The sequence below is a fragment of the Streptomyces sp. NPDC048192 genome, from assembly GCF_043202415.1.
GTDB lineage: Bacteria > Actinomycetota > Actinomycetes > Streptomycetales > Streptomycetaceae > Streptomyces.
This window is the reverse complement of the sequence record NZ_JBIDAL010000017.1, coordinates 126,399-152,468: the sequence shown is the minus strand read 5'-3', so window position 1 is coordinate 152,468 and position 26,070 is coordinate 126,399. Positions and strand designations below refer to the sequence as shown.

The 26,070-nt window shown below is 69.8% G+C and carries 17 protein-coding genes and 2 pseudogenes; 12 read left to right on the top strand and 7 right to left on the bottom strand.

Annotated features, from left to right (window positions below; all coding sequences use genetic code 11):
- Window positions 1-134 precede the first annotated feature (134 nt).
- Window positions 135-293 carry a hypothetical protein gene (locus tag ACGFZN_RS31755; protein ID WP_393861886.1) on the bottom strand — a complete coding sequence of 53 codons (159 nt, stop codon included), beginning with the start codon at window positions 291-293 and terminating at the stop codon, window positions 135-137.
- A 395-nt stretch (window positions 294-688) separates the two neighbouring features.
- A complete protein-coding gene (locus tag ACGFZN_RS31750; protein ID WP_393861885.1) occupies window positions 689-2,896 on the bottom strand; it encodes a putative Ig domain-containing protein in 2,208 nt (735 codons plus the stop codon).
- A 1,064-nt stretch (window positions 2,897-3,960) separates the two neighbouring features.
- Here ACGFZN_RS31750 and ACGFZN_RS31745 point away from each other — a divergent pair.
- From ACGFZN_RS31745 to ACGFZN_RS31715, 7 genes are all read left to right on the top strand, one after another.
- Entirely contained in the window at window positions 3,961-6,207 is a 2,247-nt protein-coding gene (locus ACGFZN_RS31745) for a HAMP domain-containing protein (RefSeq protein WP_393861884.1), read from the top strand.
- A gap of 15 nt (window positions 6,208-6,222) precedes the next feature.
- Window positions 6,223-7,686: a poly-gamma-glutamate synthase PgsB gene (pgsB, locus tag ACGFZN_RS31740; protein ID WP_393861883.1), complete on the top strand. Its 1,464-nt coding sequence runs from the start codon at window positions 6,223-6,225 to the stop codon at window positions 7,684-7,686.
- On the top strand, window positions 7,683-8,165 hold the full coding sequence (locus ACGFZN_RS31735; protein ID WP_393861882.1) for a poly-gamma-glutamate biosynthesis protein PgsC/CapC: 483 nt from the start codon (window positions 7,683-7,685) through the stop codon (window positions 8,163-8,165). The genes pgsB and ACGFZN_RS31735 overlap by 4 nt, the downstream gene beginning before the upstream one ends.
- A 44-nt stretch (window positions 8,166-8,209) precedes the next feature.
- Window positions 8,210-9,292 (top strand): NlpC/P60 family protein, encoded by a 1,083-nt coding sequence (locus ACGFZN_RS31730; protein WP_393861881.1) that lies wholly within the window; start codon window positions 8,210-8,212, stop codon window positions 9,290-9,292.
- A gap of 52 nt (window positions 9,293-9,344) precedes the next feature.
- Entirely contained in the window at window positions 9,345-11,270 is a 1,926-nt protein-coding gene (locus ACGFZN_RS31725) for an ArnT family glycosyltransferase (protein WP_393861880.1), read from the top strand.
- A gap of 449 nt (window positions 11,271-11,719) precedes the next feature.
- A complete protein-coding gene (locus tag ACGFZN_RS31720) occupies window positions 11,720-12,802 on the top strand; it encodes a S1 family peptidase (protein WP_393861879.1) in 1,083 nt (360 codons plus the stop codon).
- Between the two features lie 906 nt (window positions 12,803-13,708).
- Entirely contained in the window at window positions 13,709-14,359 is a 651-nt protein-coding gene (locus tag ACGFZN_RS31715) for an HAD family hydrolase (RefSeq protein ID WP_393861878.1), read from the top strand.
- A gap of 421 nt (window positions 14,360-14,780) precedes the next feature.
- Here the strand turns inward: ACGFZN_RS31715 and ACGFZN_RS31710 are convergent, their stop codons facing one another.
- Entirely contained in the window at window positions 14,781-15,119 is a 339-nt protein-coding gene (locus ACGFZN_RS31710; protein ID WP_393861877.1) for a hypothetical protein, read from the bottom strand.
- Window positions 15,120-15,386: 267 nt separating this feature from the next.
- On the opposite strand from ACGFZN_RS31710, the gene ACGFZN_RS31705 reads away from it, so the two are divergent.
- From ACGFZN_RS31705 to ACGFZN_RS31685, 5 genes and pseudogenes are all read left to right on the top strand, one after another.
- Window positions 15,387-16,034, top strand: a complete 648-nt coding sequence (locus tag ACGFZN_RS31705; RefSeq protein ID WP_393861876.1) for a tetratricopeptide repeat protein — start codon at window positions 15,387-15,389, stop codon at window positions 16,032-16,034.
- Between the two features lie 972 nt (window positions 16,035-17,006).
- Complete coding sequence (locus tag ACGFZN_RS31700; protein WP_393861875.1) at window positions 17,007-18,047, top strand: LacI family DNA-binding transcriptional regulator; 1,041 nt, start codon at window positions 17,007-17,009, stop codon at window positions 18,045-18,047.
- Window positions 18,048-18,778: 731 nt separating this feature from the next.
- A pseudogene (locus tag ACGFZN_RS31695) lies at window positions 18,779-19,477 on the top strand (coagulation factor 5/8 type domain-containing protein); the annotation flags it as partial.
- Between the two features lie 130 nt (window positions 19,478-19,607).
- Window positions 19,608-21,782 (top strand): discoidin domain-containing protein, encoded by a 2,175-nt coding sequence (locus ACGFZN_RS31690; protein WP_393861874.1) that lies wholly within the window; start codon window positions 19,608-19,610, stop codon window positions 21,780-21,782.
- 126 nt (window positions 21,783-21,908) lie between these two features.
- Window positions 21,909-23,003, top strand: a complete 1,095-nt coding sequence (locus tag ACGFZN_RS31685) for a DUF1996 domain-containing protein (RefSeq protein ID WP_393861873.1) — start codon at window positions 21,909-21,911, stop codon at window positions 23,001-23,003.
- A gap of 220 nt (window positions 23,004-23,223) precedes the next feature.
- On the opposite strand, the pseudogene ACGFZN_RS31680 reads toward ACGFZN_RS31685, so the two are convergent.
- From ACGFZN_RS31680 to ACGFZN_RS31665, 4 genes and pseudogenes are all read right to left on the bottom strand, one after another.
- Window positions 23,224-23,361 (bottom strand): annotated as a pseudogene (locus ACGFZN_RS31680) (IS110 family transposase); the annotation flags it as partial.
- A gap of 27 nt (window positions 23,362-23,388) precedes the next feature.
- Window positions 23,389-23,898, bottom strand: coding sequence for a hypothetical protein (locus ACGFZN_RS31675; RefSeq protein WP_393861872.1), 510 nt, complete (start codon window positions 23,896-23,898; stop codon window positions 23,389-23,391).
- Between the two features lie 899 nt (window positions 23,899-24,797).
- Window positions 24,798-24,947 (bottom strand): hypothetical protein, encoded by a 150-nt coding sequence (locus ACGFZN_RS31670; RefSeq protein ID WP_393861871.1) that lies wholly within the window; start codon window positions 24,945-24,947, stop codon window positions 24,798-24,800.
- 238 nt (window positions 24,948-25,185) lie between these two features.
- On the bottom strand, window positions 25,186-25,596 hold the full coding sequence (locus tag ACGFZN_RS31665; protein ID WP_393861870.1) for a DUF302 domain-containing protein: 411 nt from the start codon (window positions 25,594-25,596) through the stop codon (window positions 25,186-25,188).
- Window positions 25,597-26,070: the final 474 nt, after the last annotated feature.

Below are 26,070 nucleotides of genomic sequence, written 5' to 3'. Positions count from 1 at the left end.
CGCCCCGCCGGCTCGGACTCCTCGGCCGGACCACAGGCGCCGCGCTCCGTTCCCTCGCCGGGCTCCCTCGCCCGGGGACGGGGTGGCGGATCCAGCGGGAGGGGCCGCGGATCGCGTGCCAGGTGCATGCGTTCTCAGCCGTCGCCGCCGCGTACGGCGCCGTGCGCAAACGACCGCGGCGGCACTTCCTCGCTGTGCGCGACCATCAGCCGCCCGCGTCGCCTGTCGACATGAACTGCATCCGGCCACACGCAGCTGCGGCGGCGCGCCAGCTCGGCCAGGTTGTCGATCACGCCGTGCAGGGGAGTGTCGCAGGTGGCACCACCATGGCGCCCCGCAATGCGCCGCAGCCTCGTCCGCAGCCCCGAGGTCTCGACACCCGTCGTGTCGTCGGGCCGCGAGACCGCACGCTCACGGTCCAGTCCCAGCAGCTCGCACGCCCGCCGCACCCCGGGATTCTCCCCGTCGTACACCGGCGCGGCGGGCGGTGGCCAGTCCGTGCACGAGCGCCTTGAAGACCGTGCTCGGGCTCCCAGGCGCACTCGCACGCGCGCTACCCAGAGACGTACTCCGGCCGGCCACCGTGAGCGTCCGCCCGCTGGACCGTCACCTCGCTCCGGGCCGGATGAACACCAGACGTCGTCCGGCCCGGGGAGTGCGGTGCTGGCAGATCGGAGTCGGTTGAGGGTCAGCTGAGGGTAAGGGCGGTGTCGTCGATGACGAACGAGGTCTGCAGGGATGCGTCTTCGGTGCCGGTGAAGGCGATGGTGACGGTCTGGCCGGCCAGGGACGAGACGTCGAAGGTCTTCTGGGTGTAGCCGGTGGCGGCGTCGAGGTTGGAGTAGGTGGCCAGTGTGGTGCCTGCGGCCTTGACGGTGAGCTTGTCGTACGCGGTGGAGGTCGTGGTCTCGGCGGTGTCGACGTGCAGGTACAGGCTGAGGGTGGCCTTGCAGCCGGCCGGGATGGTCACGGGCTGCGAGAGGGTGTCGGTGTGGGAGCTGCCGTAGCCGTCCAGCCATGCGTCCCATGTGCCGCCGTGCGGGGGCTCGCCCTGTGAGCCGTACTGCCCGATGACGCCCGAGCTGGCGGACCATACCGTGTTGCCGGACTCGAAGCCCGGGTTGCCGAGCTTCTGGCCGGTGCTGGTGCAGGTTCCGCCGCCTGCCGGGTTGACCGTCCAGGTGAACGTGGTGGAGCCGGTGGCGCCTGTGTCATCGGTGGCGGTGGCGGTGACGTGGTAGGTGCCGGCGGTGGTGGGTGTGCCGGAGATCAGGCCGGTGGTGGAGGCGATGGTCAGGCCGGGTGGCAGGCCGGCCGCGCTGTAGGTGAGCTTGGCGGACGAGGAGGAGTCGGCCGCTGTGATCTGCAGGTTCACGGAGGTGTCGGCGGTGCCGGTCTGGTCGCCGGGGTTGGTGACGGTGACGGTGTTGCCGCCTGGCCGGCCGCTGCCGATCGGCAGGCCGCCGGTCGGTGCGTACATCGCCACGTCGAAGGTGCTGCCGCTGGGGGTGTGGGCGATGGGGATCACGGTGACAGCGTTGCCGCCGGACAGGACGGACGTGGATATGTAGTCGCCGAACATCCGGCCTTGCGTGGTGTTGGGCAGCCAGGCCAGTGTCATGGGGCCGGCGAGCTGGGTGGGTGCCGTCCACGTGGTGCCGCCGTCGGTGGACGAGACGTAGCCTGCGTCGAGTTGGCAGGTGGTGTCCGTGCAGGAGGCGTTCGGGTAGTAGTAGTACGTCAGCCCGATGCGGGCGGTGCTGCCGGAACTGCTGGGGTCCACGCCGATCCCGGGGACGAAGTGGTCGGCGGCGCTGTTGGCGGCGTCGATCGGTACGCGGGTCGGCGCGCTCCACGAGGTGCCGTTCGTCGAGGTCGACATGATGATGTCGTTGCTGGTGCAGTTGGTGCGGAAGCGGCAGTCGGACCAGACCACGTAGACGCGACCGGAGGCGTCGATCTCAGCGGACGGCAGGGGCCCCTCGCGCAGGGTGTCCAGCCTCGACATGTCGGCTGCGTCGTCCTCCAGACCGGCGACCGGGTGGTGCGAGACGGTGGCGATCTGCACGCTCGAGCCCCAACTGCTGCCGCCGTTGGTGGAGATGAAGGCCCGTTCGCTGTCCTCGCTGCCGGAGGAGAACGGTACGACGACGGTGCCGTTGGGCTGCACGACCGGCTGGCCGCCGAGTCCGCTGGGGCTGTCGGCGGGGCTCCGCTGCGCGCCCCAGGTCGCGCCACCGTCGGTCGAGGTCTTCATGTGCTCGGCGTCGCCTGCGTTGGCGTCGTCGTATTCGGTGTAGCAGTGGCCGTAGTACGGGCTGGACGGGTGGTTGTCGCAGACCGTCCAGTTCTTGTCGTCGAAGGTGCCGGTGGAGAGGGTGACCGGGGCGCCCCAGGTGTGGCCGCCGTCCGTGGAGCGGCTGACCTCGACGTCGACGCTGTTTCCGGAGCGGATGCCCAGCCAGGAGACCATCCACACCCCGTCCTTGGCGTCGTATGCCACGGAGGCGTCACTGGCGGCGGAGTACGGGCCGCCGGTGTTCGTGGTGGAGCTTGGCAGGAAGCCATGCGTCCAGCTCTGCCCGTTGTCGGTGGAGGTCGCCCACCCGATGTTGGACGCCCCGCCGCCGGAGACCCGGCCGACCTGGAAGGCGGCGACGACGGTGCTTCCGAAGCTGTAGGTGTCCGGCTCGACTTCGGTGGCGTGCTGGGCCTGTGAGTCGGAGTACGGGTCACTGCTGACCTGTGCGAGGGAGGGAGCAGTTGCATGCGGGGCCGCCAGGGCGGCCGCGGAGCTCGATGGGCTGGCGAAGGCGGGGGTGGGGGCGGCGAACGCCATCGCCGCGGCCAGTGCACCGACGAGCAATGGCGTTCTTCCTCTTGCCGGTCTGGACATGTCTCTCCTGGCGGTATGTGTGGGGGCCGGCGGCCGCAGACGGACACGGCAAAACCGGCGGAACGCGACAGAGTGGACTCGCGTCAGGTGATGCAAGGGGGTCTTTCGCGTAGTTGCGCCACGGGCTGACGCAGGCGCGTCGCGTGCATGCGACGCGGCCACACGCCATGGCTCAGCGTGGAGGCGCGCTCCAAGCGGCGGCACCGTGCAGCGTGTTGGTCGTCCCGGTCGTCCCCATGGCCGGCGTCGCCAGCTCGGCTCCCCGGTTCCCGCCGCGCCTGGTTGCTGGGCCGACCGTGGCCGGGAGCGTGGTGAATGCGGTGATGAGGCGTCTTCGGCCTGGAGTCATGCGTGGCACTGAACATCCCTTCAAACAGCCGGTGTTCCACCGGAGGTGGGGGTGAAGGACGTTCGCGCAAGGTGCACGCGTGTTCGCAAGCCGGATTCTGAACCTGTGCATGACATCACGCAAGGGGTGGCGCCAAGTCGGCCGACACCCAGCACCTCCGAAACCTGGCCGGGACTCAAACTTCATCTTGGTGGCGGTCCGGTCGTGGCGGTGCTGTGGCTGGTTCCCGAGTCGGCTGTGGCACCGCCATCCGTGGCGGAGCGCCTGCCCGCAGCCCTTGCCCGGCCGTCGTCCTTCGGCCCGGCGTGGCGGACGAGTTGCGCGTTCGTTGAGATGGAGCAGCGGCGTGCCGGCCAGGCCGGCCTTGGGGCAGCGCAGTCCAGGGCTCGGATCGCCATGCACGGGTGTGGCGAGGAGTGGCCTGTTCCTGCGCTGAAGGTCGTCACGGGGTGTAAGCGGCGTCCTGCGGACCGGCGGAAGCCGTGCGGCATGCCGGACGAGCCTGTGGCGCCGACCATCACCCGATGCTCCTCTTCATACGCACGGCTCACGAAAATGTGATGGTTATGTGATCATACGGGGCTAGCGTGTTCGCTCCATCGAACACCGAGGCGCCCGACGCCAGTTGAGGAAGGATCGAGTTCTGCCCTCCGCACCCCGAGCGCCGCGCCGGCGCCGTATCCGTCGTCGCGCCGACATGCCGATGCTCGGCGGGGTGCGCCCGCCGATCGCCTCCCTTGTCGTGCTTTTGCTGGTGGTCGCCGCACTGACGGTGATCGGCCTCGACGGCGTCCACGTCGGTCAGGTGCCGCAGGCCGTGCTGAGCGACGAGCAGCAGATCGCCGCGGACACCGCGCTGTCGGTGCGCACCACGATCGACGTCGAGGCGAGCACGCTGCGCCGTACGGCCGCCGTCTACCCGGCGACGAGCACATCCGCCACCACCGCGCTCAAAGCGCTGACCCCTGGCAGGAAGACGATTCTCGGCAGCGCGTTGCTCGACCCGCACACCGGCAGACTGCTGGCGACCGGCGGCAAACCGGTGCCACTGGCCGGAGGGGACGTCAAGGCGGCGTCCGGACACGGCAGGATCCGGCCCTGGCTGGTGACGTCGGGCGGTGTGCGGCAACTGCTGTACTTCGCCAGGGTCGTGCTGTCCGCGCAGCAGGAGGACGCCAACCAGGACCAGTACCAGGCATCGAGCCGGACCGAGCGGCAGTGGCTGCTGGTGGTCTCCGAGGCGCTCCCCGCCCTCAGGACGTACGGTGACGGACGCGTCGCCGCAGTGCTGGACGCGAGTGGCGCGGTGCTCGCCACCACCGCCCGTGGCACGGCGTCACCGGCGGCCGCCGACAGCGGTCTGCCCGCGGCGGCGGCCCGTGCGGCGACGGCGTCGGGGCGTGGCGCCGACGCCGCGGGAAGCCTGCTGGGCACCACCACGGGCAGCGTGCGTACGGTGGCGGGCTGGGCCCAGGTCGCCTCGACGACCGGTCCGGGCGACACCGACGGCCTCGGTCTGGTGTTGCTCACCTCCCGCACGGTGCCCGTCACGACCAGCACCGCCGACTACGCGCGCTTCGCGCTCGAAGCCGCCGGGGCGCTGGCCGGAGTCTCGCTGCTGCTGGGACTGGCGCTGCACTTCCTGGTGCAGCGGCCACTGCTTCGGCTGTATCTGTCCGCCGGCCGCCTGTCCCGGGGCGCGACCGAGGACGAGCCGACCGCGCTGGAGGGACTGTACCGGCCGGTTCCGGTGCACGGTTACGGGGAACTGGCCCGGATCGGACGGGCACTGGAGTCACTGCGTCGGCAACTGCTCGGCCAGAGCGGCCCCGAGGAGTTCCCAGCCCGGCGAGGACCGGGCTACCGGGCACTCGCCGTGGCCGGCTTGCTGGTCGTGGCCTGCTGGGCAGTACCCATGATCTTCCTTTTGAACCGGGCGGATGCCACGACCGCGGTTCCGGCTCCTGTCCTCGCCGCCCATCAGGCGCGTACCGAACTCGCGGCGAACCGGATCCGGCAGTCCCTCGACCAGTCGTACACCGACCTGAGCGACGTGGCCGCGGGACTGCCGGGCCTGAGCCGCGCCGCCCAGACCCGGGTTCTGCGGCACACCCTCGCCGACCACAAGCAGTACCGCTCTCTGTACCTCCTCGGCCGCTCGGGCGGCATCACGCTGCGGGTGGGCGAGGTACCGCTGCGCACCCTGCTCCACGTGCCGGACGGCGGCGGGATCACCACGGTCAACACCTCGGGCCGGATCCCGGCGATCGCCGCCTACGCCCAGGTCCGGGCCGTGCGGGGCAAGGCTCCCGCGGCCGGGGTGGTCCTGTTCGGCGAGATCGACGTGAAGGCGCTCAACTCCATCCTGCCGAGGCCGAAGTTAGGCAGCGTCTGGGTGACGGACGGCCACGACAGGGTGCTGGCGGCGAGCGTGGGCTACCGTGCCTTCCAGTCCTTGCCCGACTCCGGCCTGACCCGTCTCGTCCGCGCCGCCCAGGGCGCCCCGGGGACCGCGGGCACCTCGAACTCGGCGGTTCTCCGCACGTCCTCGGGGCCATCGGTCGACGCCGCCGCGCCGCTGGCGCAGAGCGGACCGACGGCCCGCCTCGGCTGGCACGTGGTGGCTGCGGAGCCCGCGGCGGCGCTCCAGATCCCCGCGGTGCAGGCCGAGCAGCGCACCATGCTCGCGGGGCTCCTCGGCCTCGCTGTGGGCGCGGCCTGCCTGGGCTGGCTGCATGTCGTGGTGATCCGGCCGCTGCGTGCGGTCGCCGTACTGGTCGAACGGCTCGCCGCCGGAGACCGCCGCACCGTGCTGCACCCGGTCAACCACGACGAGGTCGGCTCGGTGACCCGCAGCCTGGAGCTGATCCGCCAGGCCCTGGCGGAACGCGACCGGGCGGCCAGATCCGGCCACGCCACCAGGCCCTCGCGGGGCCCGCGCGCGACCACCCTCCAGCGGTAGAAGGGCGGAAAACTGGTGCTCTTCCTCTATGTCGTCGTCCTGCTGTGCTCCGCCGTGCTGTGGATCGCCGGAATCGTGGAGCAGCGGCGGCACTTCGCCTCACTGGAGCAGATACCCACGCGGGTGCTGGTCAACGGCATCCGCGGCAAGAGTTCGATCACCCGGCTGTGCGCGGGCGCGCTGCGCGGCGGCGGCCTGGTCACGGTGGCCAAGACCACCGGCACCGCGGCCCGGTTCATCCACCCGGATGCCACCGAGGAACCGGTGTACCGCAAGTTCGGCCTGTCCAACATCGTCGAACAGATCGGCATCGTGCGCCGGGCGGCGACGTACCGGCCGGACGCGCTGGTGATCGAGTGCATGGCGGTGATGCCCGCGCTGCAGGAGATCAACCAGGAGAAGCTGATCCGCTCCACGATCGGCGTGTTGTGCAATGTCCGCGAGGACCATCTGGAGGAGATGGGGCCGACGCTGGACGACGTCGCACGGTCGCTCTCCCGCTCGATGCCCGTGGGCGGGGTGTGCGTGACGGCGGAGAAGGAGCGCTTCCACATCCTCAAGGAGGAGGCCGACGCCCGGAACTGCACACTCGTCTACGCCGATCCCGAGACGGTCACCGACGAGGAACTGCGCGGCTTCAGCTGGTTCACCTTCAAGGAGAACGTGGCGATCGCGCTGGCCGTCGCCGGACTGCTCGGCGTGGACCGGCAGACCGCCCTGCAGGGCATGTGGGACGCACCGCCCGACCCGGGCGTGCTGTCGGTGGAGCGCTACGTCACTTCGGACGGCAAGCGGCTGCGGTTCGCCAACGTCTTCGCGGCCAACGATCCGGAGTCGACGCTGCTGAACGTCAGGCAACTGGAGGAACTCGGCGCGATCCGACGGCCGCTGAACGTGGTCGTCAACTGCCGCCCGGACCGGGTGGAGCGCAACGGCCAGATGGGCGCGATCATCCCCGACCTCGGCGCCGAGACCGTGTTCCTGATCGGTCATCCGACCAAGAGTGCCCGCGATGCGATTCCCGCCGGCTTCACCGGGCGCGTGGTGGATCTCGGCGGCGACCGCCGGCACCCCGGGGAACTGACCGCGGCGGTGCTCGCGGAACTCGGCCCGACCTCCTCACTGGTGGCGATCGGCAACATCCACGGCCAGGGCGAGCTGTTCCTGGAACGCCTCGCCGAACTGCCCCTGGACGACTCGGAGGACCCGCTCGACGCCGTTCCCGGCGGTGACGGCCTGGACCAGGAAACCATGCAGATCGCGGTGCCCCGCACACGGCTCGCGGTCGCCCGGCCGCCCGAGCCGGAGCCGTACAGCTGGGTCGCGCCGCTGGAGACACCGGCGTACGGCTTCCACATCCCGGACCAGCGCCAAGTCGCCCACCGGTTCGCCGGCCGCCAGGGCCGGCCGGCCGGCGAAAGCGCCCCAGGCGAGCCGCACCACTCCCACGATCCGTCCCAGTCCACGAGGAACCCGTGATCCCCGCCCACCTCACCGCACAGACGTCCGCGCTCGGGATCGCCCTGGGGCTGATCCTCTCGCTCGTCTGCTACCTGACCACCAACCTGTCTCCCGGGGGAATGATCACACCCGGCTGGATCGCCCTCACGCTCATCACCGACATGCAGATGGCCGCCCTGATGGTCGGCGTGGCGGCACTCACGTACGTCATGACCAAGCTCGTGCAGCGCACAGTGATCCTCTACGGCAAGCGGCTGTTCGCCGCCGTGGTGCTGTGCGCGGTGCTGACGCAGACCACCGTGATGCTGGCGCTCAGTCACGAATTTCCGCTCCTGTACACGTCACAGACCCTCGGCTTCATCGTCCCCGGCCTGGTCTCCTACCAGATGCTCCGCCAGCCGATGGCGGCCACGCTCATCTCGACCACAGCAGTGACGCTCGCCACGTACGTGGTGCTGGTCTGCGGTCTGCTGGTCGGCCTCCTGCCCACCGGCTGACCTGTCCACCACACTCTCACCTCGCACGTCCAGGAGGATCGGCCATGCACTTCGAACCCACCGGCAGACGCAGCCGCCCGACGCGCCGCGCCCTGCTCGGTGCGATCGCCGGCGTGGCGGCAGCCGGGGTGGCGGGCGGATACGCCTGGGACCGCCTCGGCCACGGCAGCGGCGACCTCGGCGGCACCGCCGCCGACGGCAGGGGCGCCGGCCCGAGCGCCCGGCCCACCGGGCCCCGTACCTTCGAGCGGCTGTCCGCCCCGCCCCGCACCGTGGTCCGCGCCGCCGACGGCGGCACCCTCGCCACGTTCACCGACGGCGCCCGAACGGCCGTACTCACCGGCCCCGAGCGCACCTTCAGCGAGCCGCGGACCACCCAGGCCACGGTGACCACGAACGCCTGGGTTCGGGTGCTGCCGCACCCGTGGCAGCAGGGGATGGAGAAGTCCGCCTGGTTCACAAGCTGGTTCCCCAGGACACTCGCCGACTCCAGCCCGGACGTCTTCGCGGTGGCGTTCGAGTACTCCAGCGCCGGAGCACCCGACAAGCACAACGCGGCCGGCGTGCGCTACGCGGGCACCGCCCACTTCGGCCCACGCAACGCCAAGGTCAACAATCCTCTGGACTTCGCCTACCACGCCGAACAGTCCGACTTCTACGACTACCTGGGCATTCCCTGGACCTTCCCGGACGGCACGCGCGTGAGGCCGGAAAGGGCCCGCTACGGCGACGTCGACTGCTCCGGCTTCCAGCGCCTGGTGTGGGGCTACCGCATGGGCATCCTCATGCACAACACCAACACCCGGGGCGTGGGACTGCCACGCCGTGCCTTCGCCATCGCCGCCTACGGCCCCGGACGCATGGTGATCCGCGACAACCAGCAACAGCCCACCGACCTCGGCGCCCTGCAACCGGGCGATCTGGTCTTCTTCGCGATCATCAAGGACCGGCCGAACTTCATCGACCACTGTGGCATGTACATGGGTCTCGACGACCAGGGCCGGCACCGCTTCTACTCCAGCCGCTCCGCCGCCAACGGCCCCACCCTGGGAGATCTGTCGGGCCGTTCGCTGCTCGACGGCACCGACTTCTACGCCCGCGGCTTCCGGGCGGCGCGCCGTCTGTGATCACGCCCCCGCACCGAAGCCTTACCTGACTGCCGATACGAGGACCACCGCCATGCCCGCCTTCACCGCCGTCCAGCCCACCGGCACGCACCGAGGCCGCCGGGCGGCCGGGCGCCGCTTCGACCCACCGGGAGACGGCCCGCACTGGGAACGCCCGGCGCTCGCCGTGGTGCTGGTCATCGCCGCGGTGCTGTATTCCTGGGGCATCGGACACGCCGCGCTCCACCCCTTCTACGGCGCGGCGATACGTTCGATGGCCGACAACTGGCGGGCCTTCTTCTTCGGCGGACTCGACGCGTGCGCCTCGATCACCATCGACAAGCTCCCCGGCGCCTTCTGGCCCGATGCCGCCACCGTCTGGCTCTTCGGCCCGCACACCTGGGCGGCCGCGCTTCCGCAGGCCGTGGAGGGCGTACTCACCGTATGGCTGCTCCACCGGATCGTACGAGCCTGGGCCGGCCCCTTCGCCGCGCTGATCGCCGCCCTGACCCTCACCCTCACCCCCGTCACCGTCGTCCTCACGCGCGCCACCATCCCCGACACCGCGCTCACCCTGCTGCTGGTCGCGGCTGCCGGGGCACTGCAGAAGGCCGTGCGCACCGAGCGGCTTCTGCCGCTGATCACCTGCGGGGTCTGGGTGGGGCTCGCCTTCCAGACCAAGATGCTGCAGGCATGGCTGGTGCTGCCCGTCTTCGCCGCCGTCTACCAACTCGCCGCGCCCGGAACCAGGGTGCAGCGAGGACTGCGTGTCCTGCTGGCCGGCGCGGTCGCCCTGACGGTCTCCTGCTCCTGGGTGCTCATCACCTGGGCCACACCGGCCGCGCACCGCCCCTACCTCGACGGCACCTCCGACAACGACCCGTTCACCCTGGTCTTCGGCTACAACGGCCTGAGCCGCTTCAGCAGCGACTCCACCGCCTTCGGCGCCGTCGCGGGCACCGCCGCCAGCCGCACCACCGGCAACACAGGCTGGGGCATGCTGATCAACCACACCGTCGGCCCGCAGATCGCCTGGTTCCTGCCGCTGGCCCTGCTCGCGACGGTCCTGGGCGTCGTCTGGCGCGCCGGGCAACCGCGAACGGACCCGATGCGCACGGGACTGCTGCTGTGGGGCGGCTGGCTGGCCGTACACGCCCTGGTGTTCAGCTCCTCCAACGGCAACCACGCCTACTACACGGCCGTCATCGCCCCGGCGCTCGCCGCGCTGACCGGCGGCGGCCTCGCGCTGTTCCGAGCGGAGTACGAGGCCCGGCACGAGGCGGTGCACGAGGCGGGCGGCCGGCGGCACATGGCACTGCCGGCGGCGATCGTGCTGACGGTGGCGTGGGCGCTGGTGCTGGACTGGCCGACCCGGTTCCTCGCACGGCTGCTGCCGATCGCCGTGATGCTCGCGGTGTGCGGCGTGGCAGGCCTGTGGACCCGCGGGCCGCGCACCTCCCCGCGGATGGTCAACGCCGCCCTCGCCACCGGGATCGCTGCCATGCTGGTCGTACCGGCGGGCTGGGCCGTCTCCAGCCTCGACCCGCTCTACGCGGGCGCCGCCACCTCGCCGATGGCCGGTCCGGTCGGCAGGGCGTACGGCGTCCACCACGCGCCCAAGCGGGTAGGACTCGACCGGCCCAGCGCCCGCGACACAGCCCTGCTCGACTACCTCACCACGCACCGCCGCAGCGAAAAATACCTGCTAGCCACCCAGGCGGCCTACAGCGCCGAGCCCTTGCTGCGCGCGAAGTCCGAACCCATCCTCGTCATGGGCGGCTTCACCGGCAGCACCCCGTTCCCCACCACCCAACAGCTCGGCAGGCTCGTCGCCACCCACCAGCTGCGCTACGCCCTGCTCACCACCCAGCGCCCCATCACTCCCGCCACCACCTGGGTGAGGTCCCAGTGCACCCGCATCCGGCCCACCGCCTACGGCCGCCGCTCCGACGGAAGCTTCACCCTCTACGACTGCGGTGCTCCCGTGTTCTCCCGGTGATCACGGCTGGTCACCAGCAGAGCGGTTCCTTCGAGGAACCGGAGCCGGTCCTCGGGCCCGAGGGCGTCGCCTCTCGTGGGACAGGTCATCAGTGACCCAAGAGTGCTCCAAATGAAGGACGGCGACTCCGAATTCCGGACGCCGTGGTCGGGTACCGGCCAGTCCTGGGTGAACCGAGCGTGAGCGGCAGCGGGGCGATCAGCACCGTACGTGAACGTCGGGCGTGGAGGCAGTGTTCGGGCGCGAGGACGGCGACCGCGCCCGCCGGTCTGCCGTCGGGGACGTCCGGCCGGAACCTTTCCTTGTTGGGGTGCGGAAGCCTCGCCATACTCGTCGGCGCTTGGCATGGGCACGACCGATCTGTGCGGGTCGGGGAAGGCCCATGCCCCTCATCCCTCCGGCCCCGGCCCGACGAGTGGGCGGGGCAACCCCCACTGGAGGCTCTCCCCATGACGCAACGCCGAACAGGCTTGACCACCCGCGCGCTCACCGGTGCGAGCGTCGCCGTCCTCATCGCCGGCGCGGCCCTGCTCCCCGGGGCCGGCCCGGTCGCGGCGGCCCCCTCCGGGATGCAGGCGTCCCCGGCCGCGGCCCGCGCCGCGTCCGCTGCGGCCCTCGTCGCACGGCTGGGCGGCCGTGCCGCCGGTTCCTACTACGACGCCGCGGCTCACCGCTTCGTCGTGAACATCACCGACCCGTCCGCGGCCGGGTCGGTGCGCGCCGCCGGCGCTGTGCCGAGAACCGTGCGCTACTCAGCCCCCCAACTCCGAGGAGCCATCGGCACGCTGACCCGGCGAGCCCGGATCGCGGGCACCGCCTGGTCGATCGACCCCCGTCAGGACAAGGTGGTCGTGACCGTCGACCCCACGGTCACCAGGGCCGAGCGCGCCCGGCTGAACAGCGTGGTCGGCTCGCTCGGTGACAAGGTGGCCGTACGTCGGGCCGCCTCCGCGTTCAAGCCGTTCCTCGCGGGCGGCGACGCCATCTGGGGCAGCAGTGTGCGCTGCTCCCTCGGATTCAACGTGACCGTGAACGGCGCACCCTACTTCCTCACCGCCGGGCACTGCGGCAACGCCTCCTCGACGTGGTCCGACTCGCAGGGCGGAGGAGAGGTCGGCCAGACCGTCGACTCGCAGTTCCCCGGGACCGACTACGCCCTGGTCCAGTACGACGACGCCGGCAGCGACCACCCCAGCGCCGTCGACCTCTACGACGGGAGCAGCCAGGAGATCACGCACGCCGCGGACGCGTACGTGGGCGAGACGGTCACGCGCAGCGGCAGCACCTCAGGGCTGCACAGCGGCACGGTCAACGGGCTCGACGCGACCGTCAACTACCAGGAGGGATCGGTCTCGGGGCTCATCGACACCGATGTGTGTGCCGAGCCCGGCGACAGCGGCGGCGCGCTCTTCGACTCCGACGCGGCGATCGGTCTGACCTCGGGCGGCAGCGGTGACTGCACGTCCGGCGGTGAGACCTTCTTCCAGCCCGTGCCCGCCGCGCTGAGCGCGGAGGGAGCCACCCTGCCGTAGCCGGCGGCTGACCGCACACCGTGCCGGTCCGGGAAGGATGCACGTTCGTGGCCTCAACCAGTCTGGCCCTCGGCTGGTTGAGGCCCATGCGTACCCAAGAGGGTCTGGCTGCGGGCTTCCCGGCCGGCGATGGCTTCCGGTAAGCGAGGCGGCCGACCAGGCCGGCGAGGGCGAAGGCGGTCATGCCCGGACCGGCCGGCGCAGGGGAGGAGCCCACGTCGTCCAGCTGAGCCGGGAGGAGGCCTTCACCGCCTGGCGGGCGGAGATCGAGCACACACGCCGTATCGAGGCGGCGATCGAGGCCCTGGACGCCCCGGCGCACGACCGCCGCAAGAACCAGAGGTGACCGTAACCGAGGCGACACGGGTGAGCGACCTGGCCCTGTGCCGAGACCGCACGGCGGCAGCCGGACAGCGGCGGGAGCCAGGCGCGTGCCGGGCGGTGTTCCTTGGGCCGCGACATGGTCTCCCGGGTCAGCCCCAGGGGAGCGGGGCCGTTTCAGAGCCGTCGAGCGGCGTTCCGCCAGGCGCTCCAGCAGCCGTCGGCCGTCCGGGAAGACGGGACCCGTGTGCCCATGTGCCGTCTGCCACCGCGATGTGTAGTCCCTTCGCGGAACGCCTTTCCAGCAGTCCGGCAGGGCCGTGCTCCGCCACGCGTCCCATCCAGTCGACGTTCTCCACGGTCAAGCTCCGCACCAGGCTCACCCGTGGTGCGGGCAGCCACGCCGCGGCCCCGGCCATGGTGTGCAAGCTCGTCGAATCCGCACAGGAACGCCGGCGCGCGATCACCGGAGTCCACCTCGTCTGGCCGGTGCGGTGCCGGAGCCAGGCTCGGTCGAGTGGCATCCCGGTAGAACGCCCCGGGAGTACGACGGCCGGGTGACGCGCGAAACCGTATGCTGCCGGGATGATCAAGCCCATCGAACTCGTCATATTCGACTGCGACGGCGTGCTGGTCGACAGCGAACGCATCGCCGCACGCGTGCAGGCCGCCCTCGGGGCCGAGCTGGGCTGGCCACTGACCGAGGAGGAGATCGTGGACCGCTTCATCGGACGCTCACACGCGGCCATCCGCGAACAGGTTGCCGCCCGGCTCGGCCACGACACGGCTGCCGTCTGGGCGGACAGGTTCGAACAGCTCCACCACGAGGCCGTCGACGCTGATCTGACGCCGGTCGAGGGCCTGCCGCAGGCCCTCGACACGCTCACCGTGCCGACCTGCGTCGCTTCCAGCGGCTCCCACGACAAGATGCGGCACACCCTTGGCCGCACCGGACTCTACGAGCGATTCGAGGGCCGTATCTTCAGCTCCACCGAGGTTTCACGCGGCAAGCCCGCCCCCGACCTGTTCCTGCACGCCGCCCGGCAGATGGGCGTCGACCCCGCAGCCTGCGTGGTCGTCGAGGACAGCCGGCCCGGCGTCCGCGCCGCCCGCGCCGCCGGCATGCGGTCTTTCGGCTACGCCGGCGGGCTCACCCCAGCTGAACGACTTGAAGGTCCCGACACCACCGTCTTCCACGACATGCGCGAGCTGCCCGCACTCATCGCGGCACCGTAGCCGCCCCTGGCGGACCCCTCGGCAGCGAACGTGGACAACTCGCCACCTCCGCCGCATCGCCGGTACGGCTTGAGGGCACGACGGTGAAGAACTCCGCAGCGCGGTCGTTGCCCGACGTCGTCGCCGAGTGCACGCACGACTGGCGCCGCCGAGGGACAAGAACCTCGACGTGCTGGTCCGCCACAGCCTGACGCCTGCGTCCCGGTCGGCGGCGGCACCTGGCGTCCGTTGCGTGACCCGGACGTTCCGGGGCTGGACGACGACGAGGACGGAGCTGAGCCGTGAGGGCCTCGCGACAAGGGCGACCTGGACCCCTGCGACCCCGTCCTCAAGGAGCAGTCCTCGCAGTGTCTGGGCTGCCGGGCCTGCGAGGTGGGGACCAGGGTGCAGTCCACGCTGCGCACAACCGGTTACTGCCTGATCATTCCACCGCTTCAGGAGCTCCCTGCTCAAACGCGAGGCGGCAGCGTTCGACCTGCTCGGCCACCTGCTCCATGAACCAGCGCATGATCTCGTAGGGGATGACGTGCTCGTCGTGGCTGTGGATATGGACGGCCGGCTCCAAGCTCGGGTCCTCGTCGGGTATCACCGCCACCATGAAGGCGGCTCCGGGCAGGTGCGTCCCGGCGTTGGGAATCTCAGCCCACGCAGCTGGCGCCGGCACGGCCTCGCTCAGCTCCAGACACCACGCGTCGTCCGGCAACGCGTAGTGGAACTGGACGGCGTAGTGGCGGCCTGCATGAACACGCAGCTCTGGCATGCCCGCAGGGTGCCACAGCTGCCGCGCCGGAGTCTCGCGAGTATCCGCCCGCACCTGGCGCCGCCGTCCCGCCGACCATATGCGGGACAGCTCTTCGGGCCTGTGAAAGCCCGTAGGCCGCCTGGACTCGACCACCCAGGCAAGGCTTTCTCCCAGCTCGCGGGCGACTGGGGTGCTCGAAAGCCGCCTCCCGAAATTGCCGCGTTCTGCCGGGAGCACGGAGATAGCCTCGACGCTGTCATCGTCGCGACGGGGAGGGGCCGGGGCATGCAAGGGCAGGACTGGATCGAACGTGCGGGAGAGCTGTTCGAAGCAGCGATGTTCGGCGGAGACACGTCTGCGCTGGACCGCTCTGATGAGGTGCTGGACTCGGTCGAGGCGCCGCTTGCCTTGGCGCGCGGCAAAGTGCTGCACGTCCGCTTCCTGAACGACCGCAAAGAGAACTCCCAGGAACTGGTGCTGTTTGAGCGCGCGGCCGCGTTGTACGAGCGTCTGGGGGATGCGTCAGGTGAGGCGGACGCGCTGTTCTGGGTCGGCTGCTGGTACCAGGTGGTCAAGGGCGACGGCGTCGCTGGCAGGCCGTACTTCGAGCGGTCGTACACGCTGGCGAAATCCGTCGACGACCGGATGACGATGTCCTATGCGATTCGGCATCTCGGCTTCACCGACAAGGATGCGGGCCGCTTCGATCAGGCCCGCGAGCGGTTGACCGAATCGGTGAAGCTGCGCCATGAGATCGGCTTCAGGCCTGGGGAAGCGGCTGGCCTGGTGGCACTGGCCTACCTCGCGGCCGAAACGGGTGACGCAGCGGCGGCGTTCCACCACCTTGACGAGGCGCAGTCGGTCGCCGAGAGCTGCGGCGCCAAGGCCGTGCTGGGGTGGATCGAGCAGGCCCGCACGCACATCCGCTCCTAGGTTGTGACCAGTAAAGTGTTGGGCACAGCCATTCGTTGAGGACTGCGATCGGCACGGTCGCCTCGTAGCGGACAGCGGGCTTGTCGTACCTCGTGGCCACGGCCCGGTGGTGCTTGAAGCGATTGATCCCGCCCTCGACGGCATGCCGCTCGCGGTAGTCGGTCTTGTAGAACTTCGGCGGCCGGCCGCTTCGGGAGCCGAGCTTCTTGCGGTTGCGGACGCGGTCGGCAGGACTGGGATGGTTACCTGATTTCGTGCCTTCGCAGGTAGGCGCGGTTGCGGCGGGAGTCGTACGCCTTGTCGCCCGGTCCGGTCCGGTCTGCTGCGGGGACGCGCAGCACCGAGCCGGGGCGCCCGAATCGCCTCCAGGACCGGCTCGAACTGCGGAGAATCACCTCGCCGGCCGGCCACGACCAGCACGGACAACGGCTTCTGCCCCGGCTCGACAGCGAGGTGGACCTTGGTGGTCAGCCCGCCCCGCGAGCGTTCCAGGCCGTGGTCGGCCGGCTCGACGGCGATGCCGCCGGGCGGCTCCTTTTGCAGGTCCCCCGTTTCGACGCCCCCGTCGGCGTGCTGGTGGGCCGCGCAGATGGTGGAGCCGATGTTCACGTCCCAGGTGATCGAGCCATTGGCGTCGGCTTGAGCCTGGAGCCGGGTGACGAGCCTGGCCCGGGTGCCGTCGCGCTGCCAGCGCCGGAACAGGTCGTAGCTCCGGTCCCAGGGTCCTTAGCGTTCCGGCACATCACGGCAGGGAGCAATGGTCCGGGTCCGCCATCGTATGCCGTCTATCAGCTGCCGTCGCGTCCACACTGGGGGCCGGCCCGGTTCACCCCCTGCGGCAGCAACGGCTCCAGCCGGGCCCACTGGCTGTTCGTCAGATACCCACGCTCACAGAGTGTGATCATCCACGGCCGAGATCCACTTCCGCAACAGACCCTGGCGGGGCCTGTAGCCTGCCTTTAAGGTGTGGGCATGAGCAGACGGGGTCCTACCTTGGAGGACGTCGCTCGGCATGCGGGGGTTTCCCGAGCGACCGTCTCCCGGGTCGTCAACGGCGTGCGCAACGTGGACCCGCTGATCCAGGACCTGGTCCACCGGGCGATCGCGCAGACAGGGTATGCCCCCAACCGGGCCGCGCGCTCGCTGGTGACAAAGCGCGCCGAGACGATAGCTCTGGTGGTTTCCGGAGCCGGTGATGTGCCGATCGAGAGTCAGGAGGCCTTCGCCGCCCGTGTCTTCTCAGACCCGTTCTTCGGTCGGGTGGTCGCAGGAGTCGTCGGCTTCCTGCGGCCCCGCTCGATGCATCCCGTGCTGATGTTCGCCGATTGCGCCGACGATCGGCAGGAGGTTCTCGCCTACCTGCGGCAAGGTCGCGCCGACGGCGCGCTCGTCGTCTCCACGCATGCAGACGACCCGTTGCCCGGCATCCTGGCCGGCGCAAAGCTGCACGCCGTGCTGTTCGCCCGCCCGGCGGGCCCGGTACCGCTGAGTTATGTGGATCTCGACCATCGGGAAGGCGGACGGCTCGCGGCGCAGCACCTGTTGGAGCGCGGCTGCCGCAGACTGGTCACGGTGGCCGGCCCGCTGGCCGTTTCCGCCAGTCGGGAGCGACTTGCCGGTTTTCGCGAGACGCTGGCCCGCAACGGTCATCCGGACGTCCCCGTCGTCGAGGCCGGCTTCACTCTGGACAGCGGTATGGCCGCCATGACGCAACTGCTCGCCGAGCATCCGGACCTGGACGGCGTCTTCGCAGCCAACGATCTCATGGCCCAGGGCGCTTGCCAGGTGCTCCGGGAGGGCGGGAGACAGGTGCCGGACGACGTGGCAGTGATCGGCTTCGACGATTCCGGCATTGCTTTGAAGTGCCGGCCTTCGCTGACAACGGTCCGTCAGCCGATCGAGCTGATGGCAGCGGAGATGGCGCGCCTCCTCGACGGGCATATCCGAGGGGAACGCGCCGAACCGACGTCCGTCATGTTCGCCCCTGAACTGATCGTGCGGGAAAGCGCATAGGGGCTTGCCGTAGGCGGCCTCGGCATGCGAGCCGCGTTTACGGCGCTGCGGCCGCCGCTGGGTCGCCCGGTTCGCGACGATCATTGCACGCCAAGCCGAGCAGGCCGCTGACGTGAGAGGCGAAGCCCACGTCGGCTACGTCGCGTTCGCCCTTGTCCGGCCCCACCGCGGACAGGGGGCGAGCCGGCCGTCGACGGAGCGGCTCATCGGCCACGGCGATCACGCAGGCTCAAGGTTGACTTGTTCTGTCGGCCCTCGCCCGCGGCCATGTTGTCCGCCGGGCTGAACGTGGATGCGCTGCTGTCGAGCCGGGCCGGTGGCGGTCGCGCATGAAGGCTCGCAAGGGCATAGCTCCTGGGCACCGGGCGCGCCGACGACGGCATCAACCATCAAGGGCATCCGCCGACTTAAGTCAAGCCGAAAGAAAAGTGTGTTGGCCTTATTGACGGATACATGCCGGAGGCGCATGGTGCGGGAGAGCGCTCTCCCGATCCTCCTGTTCCCAACTTCTCCCTCGAGGAGACGACTTCGTGTCCGTAACCGGTATGCCCGTGGTGAGACCGCCGCACCGGCGACATCTCGACCGTCCGCGCGGTGCTCTGGTAGGCGCGCTGGTCAGCGCCCTGCTCGTGCTGTTGCCAGCCACCCCTGAACAGGCGGCTCCCGCACTGCTGTCACCTGGGAAGCCTGTAACGGCGTCGAGCCGGGAGAACTACGGAACGCCGGCCTCCGACGGAGTCCGGCTCGCCGGCTTCCTCATCGACGCCGGCCCGGTCAACTGTCCGACCCCGCTGGAGATTGGTCCCACCGGCGCGACGGTGGACCATTCGGCCAACCCGACCACCATCCAGGACGTCTACTACCGCATCGGCGGTGCGGGGCCAGGCAAGGCCACCACCAGCCTGGTCGTCGACAGCAACGACACGATCACCGACCACACCTGGGTGTGGCGCGCCGACCACGGCGACGGAGTGGGCTGGGATACGAATCGGGCCGACTACGGCGTCCGCGTCAAGGGCGACGAGGTCCTGGCCACCGGCCTGTTCGTCAAGCCCTTCAACAAGTACGACGTCGAATGGCACGGCGAGCGCGGCCGGACCGTCTTCTTCCAGAACGAGAAGGCCTACGACGCACCGAACCAGGCCGTGATCCAGAATGGTGCCACCAAGGGGTACGCCGCCTACAAGGTCGACGACTCGGTCACCACGCACGAAGCCTGGGGCATGGGCAGCTACTGCAACGACACAGCAGACCCTTCCATCCGGCAGGACCGCGGATTCGAAGCGGCCGTGCAGCCCGAAGTGAAGTTCCACGACCTCCTGGTGGCCTCCCTGGGCGGCAGTGGCCAGTACGAGCATGTCATCGACGACACAGGGCAGCCGACCTCGGGCACCTCGACTGTCCCGTCGACAGTCGTCTCCTACCCCTGACCCCGCGCCGGGGACCGTACCGCTCCCGCGCGGCCCTGGTAACGACTCCCCTCCGGACCGGACGAACCCGCCCCGCACTTCGGCCCGAAGGGGCCACACCCGCAGCGAACCGACTGTCAGGAGCACACCCGTGTTCAGACCACCCTCCCGGATCGTCCCCACCCCACGCCGGGCCGACGTGTCTCTTCTCGCCCTCGGCGCCCTTCTCGCATCGTCGATCACCGTGGCGCTCGCACCGAGCGCACACGCGGCCGACACCCTGCTGTCCCGGGGCAAGACGGCCACCGCCTCCTCGCAGGAAGGGGACGGCTATTCGGCGGCCGCCGCGGTGGACGGCGACCTCACCGGCACCCGGTGGGCCAGCCAGTGGAGCGACCAGCAGTGGCTCCAGGTCGACCTCGGCCAGGAGTCCGACATCAGCCGTGTCGTCCTGACATGGGAGACGGCCTACGGCAAGGACTACGAGATCCAGGCGTCCGACAACGGCACCGACTGGCACACCCTGAAGACGGTGACCGGCGGCGACGGCGGCACCGACGACCTCGCCGTGTCCGGCACCGGCCGCTACATCCGGATGAAGGGACTGACCCGTTCCAGCGGGTACGGATACTCGCTGTGGGAGTTCCAGGTCTACGGCTCCCCGGCCGACACAGGACCCCCCGCCTTCGGCGCCGTCAAAGTCGAGGGAACCCAGGGCAACTGGCGCCTGACCGTGGGCGGCCAGCCGTACACCGTCAAGGGAGTCACGTGGGGCCCGGCGGTCTCCGACGGCCCAAAGTACCTGCCGGACGTGAAGGCGATGGGTGCCAACACGATCCGCACCTGGGGCACTGACGCTTCCAGCAAGACACTCCTGGACGCCGCGGCGGCCAACGGCATCCGCGTCATCAACGGATTCTGGCTCCAGCCCGGCGGCGGGCCGGGAGCCGGTGGCTGCGTCGACTATGTCACTGACACGACGTACAAGAACAACTCGCTGGCCGAGTTCGCCAAGTGGGTCGAGGCCTACAAGAGCCATCCAGCGACGCTGATGTGGAACGTGGGCAACGAGTCGGTGCTCGGTCTGCAGAACTGCTACAGCGGCAGCCAGTTGGAGGCGGAGCGCAACGCGTACACCAGCTTCGTCAACGATGTCGCCAAGAAGATTCACAGTATCGACCCCGACCACCCGGTCACCTCCACCGACGCCTGGACCGGCGCGTGGCCGTACTACAAGCGCAACGCACCCGACCTCGACCTGTACGCGGTGAACTCGTACAGCAACGTGTGCAAGGTCCGCCAGGACTGGATCGACGGCGGTTACACCAAGCCGTACATCATCACCGAGACCGGACCGGCCGGCGAGTGGGAGGTTCCGAACGACGTCAACGGCATTCCCGACGAGCCGACCGACGCGCAGAAGGCCGACGGCTACACCAACGCCTGGAACTGTGTGACCGGCCACCAGAGCGTGGCCCTGGGAGCCACCCTCTTTCACTACGGCACCGAACACGACTTCGGCGGCGTGTGGTTCAACCTCGTGCCCGACGGCTTGAAGCGCCTGTCGTACTACGCCGTCAAGAAGGCGTACACGGGCTCGACAGCGGGTGACAACACGCCCCCGGTCATCAGCAACATGACCGTCTCTCCCGCCTCCTCCGCGCCCGCCGGCGGCGAGTTCACCGTGCACGCTGACGTCCACGACCCTGACGGCGACCCGATCACGTACAAGGTGTTCCTCAGCGGCAACTACGCGAACGGCGACAAGAGCCTCGTGCCGGCCCAGTGGCGCTCCACCGGCAACGGCACCTTCGTCGTCACCGCACCGAAGAAGCTCGGCGTGTGGAAGGTCTACCTCCAGGCGGAGGACGGGCACGGCAACGCCGGCATCGAGACCAAGTCCGTCAAGGTCGTCGCCCCGCCGGTGAGCGGGACAAACGTGGCCCTGAACCGGCCCGCGACCGCCTCCTCCTCCCAGCAGTCCTACGGCGACTGCCCCTGCACCCCCGGGCTGGCCGTCGACGGCAACACCAACACCCGCTGGGCCAGCGACTGGAGCGACCCGCAGTGGTTCCAGGTCGACCTCGGCGCCTCGAAGGCCCTGCACAAGATGCAACTCGTCTGGGACCCGGCCTACGCCAAGTCCTACGAGGTGCAGGTCTCCGACGACGGCACCACCTGGCGCTCGGTGTACTCCACGACCGCAGGTGACGGCGACGTGGACACCATCGACGTCTCGGCCACCGCCCGGTACGTGCGTCTGCAACTGACCGCACGTGGCACCAGTTGGGGCTACTCCCTCCATGAGCTGGGGATCTACAGCTGACCGCTGTAACCCCGAGCACGCTGGTGGAACACGCACCTGGTTCCACCAGCGCCGAACCGATGGCAACCGCCCCGTGTGCACTCCGGCGCGGGGCCCCTCTTCCCACTCCACGGGCAGGAGACCCCTATGAGATCGAGTCCGAAACGGCTCTCTGCACTGCTCCTCGGCACCGCCCTGGTCGCCGGCGCCCTCGGTGTCGGCACCATCGCCTCCGCCGCCACCGACCCCGGCATCGGCCGTCACGCCCCGGTGGGGAGTGTCGCCGCCCACACGGGGCACACGTTGGCCGTGTCCACACTGCCGTCCGGTGACGACCCGGACGGCGACGGCTACATACCGGCCGTTCCACAGGTCACCGGCGTCACGCCGTCCTGGGCCGACCCGCCACACCGCTATTTCCACGAGTTCCAGGCCAACTGCTCGGTAACGCACACCGCTCCTGACGACCCGATCGTCTATCCGGGCCAGCCCGGCAAGTCCCACGACCACACGTTCATGGGTAACACCTCGACCAACGCGTACAGCACCACGGCCTCTCTCGACGGCGGCGCCACCACCTGCAAGGCGCCCGCCGACGCCTCGGGATACTGGATGCCCTCCCTCTACAACGGGGACCAGAAGATCCTCCCCGTCGGACCGCAGACCATCTACTACAAGTCCGGCGTCACCGACTACACCAGCGTGCGGCCGTTCCCCAAGGGGCTGCGGTTCGTCGTGGGCAACCCCATGCAGAGCGCTGACGAGTTCCGCCACCACCCCGGCTTCGTCGAGGGCTGGGAATGCGGCGACAGCTACTTCAACACCGACTTCCCCGCGAGCTGCCCCAACAGGGCCGACGTCCAGCTCAACATACGTTTCCAGGCGCCCAGCTGCTGGGACGGCAAGTACCTCGACACACCAGACCACAAGAGCCACATGGCCTATCCGGTCGTCAAGCCCGGCACGAACGACAACGTCTGTCCCGCCGACCATCCGGTGGCGGTGCCGATGATCGAGTTCAAGATGGCCTTCCCGGTCAACGGAGACATGTCCCAGGTGCACCTGGCCAGTGGCCGCGGCTACTCCTTCCACTACGACTTCTTCAACGCCTGGGACGACCGCACACTCAAGGCGCTGGTCGACCACTGCATCGTGGGCGGCCTGCAGTGCGACGCCCGCGGCTACGACCAGTCGCATCCGGAGGCGGGCGCAGCTTTGAACGAGGACTACCGGCTGCCCTGACTGCCGATCCGATCCATGCGGCCCGGCCACTCCCGGCGACTGCCAGGAGTGGCCGGGCTCTCGCCCTGCCTTCGGCGGGCGGCCCGTCACATGTCAGAAGCAGGGCGCGGATGACCAACCGAACGAACGACGCAACGAACGGCGAATCAGCCGAAGCATCACTCGAGGAGACGATCGACTGGTCGATCGGCGAGGAGCTTGTCGCAGAAAGTACGCCTGCGGCCCGGCGTTGTTCGTGAACGGCGGCCAGCGACTTCGCCGGGGACGGCACGATCAGATCGAGCGTGCCGGTGCCGGGAACGACCACGCTCTGTTCGTCGAGGGCGGTGAAGATGTCCTCGACCAGCCGCTGGGCAAGGGGGCGTGCGGTTCGCGGGGGCTGGTGTCAGCGCCGACGAAGCCGGGCCAACGCCAGCGTTCCCAGAATCAGCAGCAGACCGCCGGCCGCGAACATGATGTGCTTCCCGCTGAGCAGGCTGGCGCTCCAGTCGGCTGCCCTGGCGTCACTCGGATCAGAGGGATTGGCGCTCCCCGCCGGGGAGCCGGACGAGTCCCCGCCATCGGCACTGGCGCCACCGTGAGGGCGAGCACCATCCTTGCCGCCACCGCGGTCGTCCTCGTCGATGCAGTGGGTGGCGGGGAACGGGAAGACTCGCTTGTGCTGGGCGAAGGCCTTCACAACGAGCAGCGGGTGCACCCTGAAGAAGTCACGGATTTCAAACTGGTACCTGTCAGAGGTTTTGGTGGGGTACATCACGCTCAAGTACCCGACGACGGTGAAGCTGCTCCACGGCGCCTCCGGTGACGAGACATTCGCGGGCCCCTGCAGGAGGATGGCCTCGGGCCCGCGTTGAGCGTTGATCAGTACCATCCTCAGGTTCTTGTCGATGAGCACGACCCCGCGCGGGCTGTGGCAGTTGCGCCAGGGATTGCGGGGACCACCGGCATCATCGCCCCCGTCGTAAAGCCTCAGGGAACTGGACGTGTGCCGCGTCGACGCCTGCGCAGTGGCGCTGGCCGTCGGAGACACCAGGACGACGGCCGCAACCGCCAACGGCGCTGCAACCCAGGGACGAAGACCCACTCGACAACCTCCATAGGCGACGGATGTGGCAAACACGCTGCAGCGCGGCATCTTGGAGAGCCGACAAAAATCTAAGGAAACCGACTCGCCACATCGTGAATGCTCGCGGGCCCGTATTCGTTGTCACTCAACCGCAGCAGTCTCATAGACCAACTGCGCGTCTTCGCCGCTGGCGCCGTCGTCCCCGCGAAGTGTGCCGGAGGAGAAGCCCTCGTGCCATCCGCCCGTGAGGCCGGCTTGTGGCCCAGTGGCCGGTGCTCGTTGGCCGCGAAGACCCAGCCCGCCAGGACGGACAGTGCGATGACGACCTTCCGGTGATGGATCGGGCCGTGCGCCACCAGTTCAGCGAGCGCAACAGCGCCTGCCTCGACACCCTTGCCCAGCATGCCGGACCGGCGTAGTGGACCAGCCGGTCCCCGGCGATGCGCAGGCCGCCCTTGGCTGCGATCATGACCGGCTCCGGGCCGAACCACTTCATCTGCCACTGCCACTGCCACTCGGCGAGGCCGCTCAGAGCGGCCGAACCACCCGTAGGCCAGGGCGGTTTCGAAGAAGTCGGCGCCCTGCGGCCTCGTGTACGCGGTCGCCTGGGGCGCGGCGCGCCCCCGACGGCTCCCCAAACGCTGCCAGCGGAGTGGCCGGCCGATGCCGGAGGCCGAGGGCTGGCCGACGACCGCACACGCAGACGACACGGAGCGGGGGCCGGGAGGTCAGGAGGCGGAACGGAGGGGGATGCCCGCGCCGGTTGCGGCTCCGGGCCCGATGCCGGCCTGCGTGTCCGCCTTCATCCGCTCGCGGTGCGCGGCCTCGAGGGCCGTGGTCGTGCTGGTGGCGGAGGTCATCGCACCCGCTCCCTTCATGGTTCCTCCCTCCAGCCTGGGCCAGTCGTGCGCCCTGCACCACGGGCCGCTGGGTCCCGACCAGGCCCTTAGGCCTGCGTGCACCTTCACTGCGCCGCAGCCGGGGTCCGCGGCGACCGGCGCCTCGCACACCACCGGAACCTCCACCCCACCGCCGGCGCGAACTGGCGATTCGATCAAGAGGACCACCGTTGCTGGAACGCGGGGGGCCGCGGGGATCTGCCGGGTCGGGAATTCGTCAGCCTCCTTGGGCCCCGTCGGTTCCTGTGAGAGATGTCAGAGCGGCGTCGAGGCGGCGGGTGGCCTCACCTGCGACCGGGCGGAGGGCGTCGAGTCCGGTCAGAGCCATCATCGTCTGCGGTTCCAGGACCCGTACGACGGCTCGGTCGCCGTCGGTGCGGACGACCACGTGGCACGGCAGCAGCAGACCGGTGGTGCGGTCCGCCGCCAGGGCCGGGTGGGCCAGCACCGGGTTGCAGGCGCCGAGGATGACGTAGTCCTCCATGTCCTGGTCGAGTTTCGTCTTGAGGGCGGCGGTGACTTCGATCTCGGTGAGGACGCCGAAGCCCTGCTCGGCGAGGGCCTCGCGAACCCTGGTGACGGCGGTGGCGAAGTCTGTGTCGAGGTGAACCGCGCGGTCGTAACGCATGGGGTCGGCCTTTTCTGTCCGTTGCGCTGACGGATGCCAAGCCGTCGGCCAGGCATCCGGGAGTTGTTGCGCAGGGCTCTCCATGCCCTGCTGAATGCCCCTGGTGACGTCACCGATATCGGCATAGCGGCCTTGGCCTTGCGTACGGGCGCAGCCCAAAAGCTCTCGCGTGTGCCTCGGTCCGACGCCCCCTCCGACGGCCCGATGGTGCAGGCACCACGCTCTTTCTTCCCTGGAGATACAGGCGACCAGGTGCCATGACGCCGCCACAGCAGGACGCGTCGGTTTCGAGGCAGAGTACTCACCGTGTGTAATCTCAAAAACGCTCAGGGTGCCCGCGGTCTGAGTGGGTCGAGCCGGGCAACAGGAAGGGAACGGAGCCATGCCCATCTCTCGTCGCGATGCCTTCAGGCTCGGGGGCGTGGCCGCGCTGGCCGGCGCAGGTGTATGCAGGGTCGTCGGTTGTGACTCGCG

Excerpts from the sequence above, each read along its gene's own strand:
- ACGFZN_RS31725 (WP_393861880.1), top strand. The coding sequence starts at position 9,345 with ATGCCCGCCTTCACCGCCGTCCAGCCCACCGGCACGCACCGAGGCCGC.
- ACGFZN_RS31670 (WP_393861871.1), bottom strand. The coding sequence starts at position 24,947 with ATGAAGGGAGCGGGTGCGATGACCTCCGCCACCAGCACGACCACGGCC.
- ACGFZN_RS31730 (WP_393861881.1), top strand. The coding sequence starts at position 8,210 with ATGCACTTCGAACCCACCGGCAGACGCAGCCGCCCGACGCGCCGCGCC.
- ACGFZN_RS31685 (WP_393861873.1), top strand. The coding sequence starts at position 21,909 with ATGAGATCGAGTCCGAAACGGCTCTCTGCACTGCTCCTCGGCACCGCC.
- ACGFZN_RS31710 (WP_393861877.1), bottom strand. The coding sequence starts at position 15,119 with ATGCCAGAGCTGCGTGTTCATGCAGGCCGCCACTACGCCGTCCAGTTC.
- ACGFZN_RS31750 (WP_393861885.1), bottom strand. The coding sequence starts at position 2,896 with ATGTCCAGACCGGCAAGAGGAAGAACGCCATTGCTCGTCGGTGCACTG.
- ACGFZN_RS31700 (WP_393861875.1), top strand. The coding sequence starts at position 17,007 with ATGAGCAGACGGGGTCCTACCTTGGAGGACGTCGCTCGGCATGCGGGG.
- ACGFZN_RS31705 (WP_393861876.1), top strand. The coding sequence starts at position 15,387 with ATGCAAGGGCAGGACTGGATCGAACGTGCGGGAGAGCTGTTCGAAGCA.
- ACGFZN_RS31665 (WP_393861870.1), bottom strand. The coding sequence starts at position 25,596 with ATGCGTTACGACCGCGCGGTTCACCTCGACACAGACTTCGCCACCGCC.
- ACGFZN_RS31720 (WP_393861879.1), top strand. The coding sequence starts at position 11,720 with ATGACGCAACGCCGAACAGGCTTGACCACCCGCGCGCTCACCGGTGCG.
- ACGFZN_RS31715 (WP_393861878.1), top strand. The coding sequence starts at position 13,709 with ATGATCAAGCCCATCGAACTCGTCATATTCGACTGCGACGGCGTGCTG.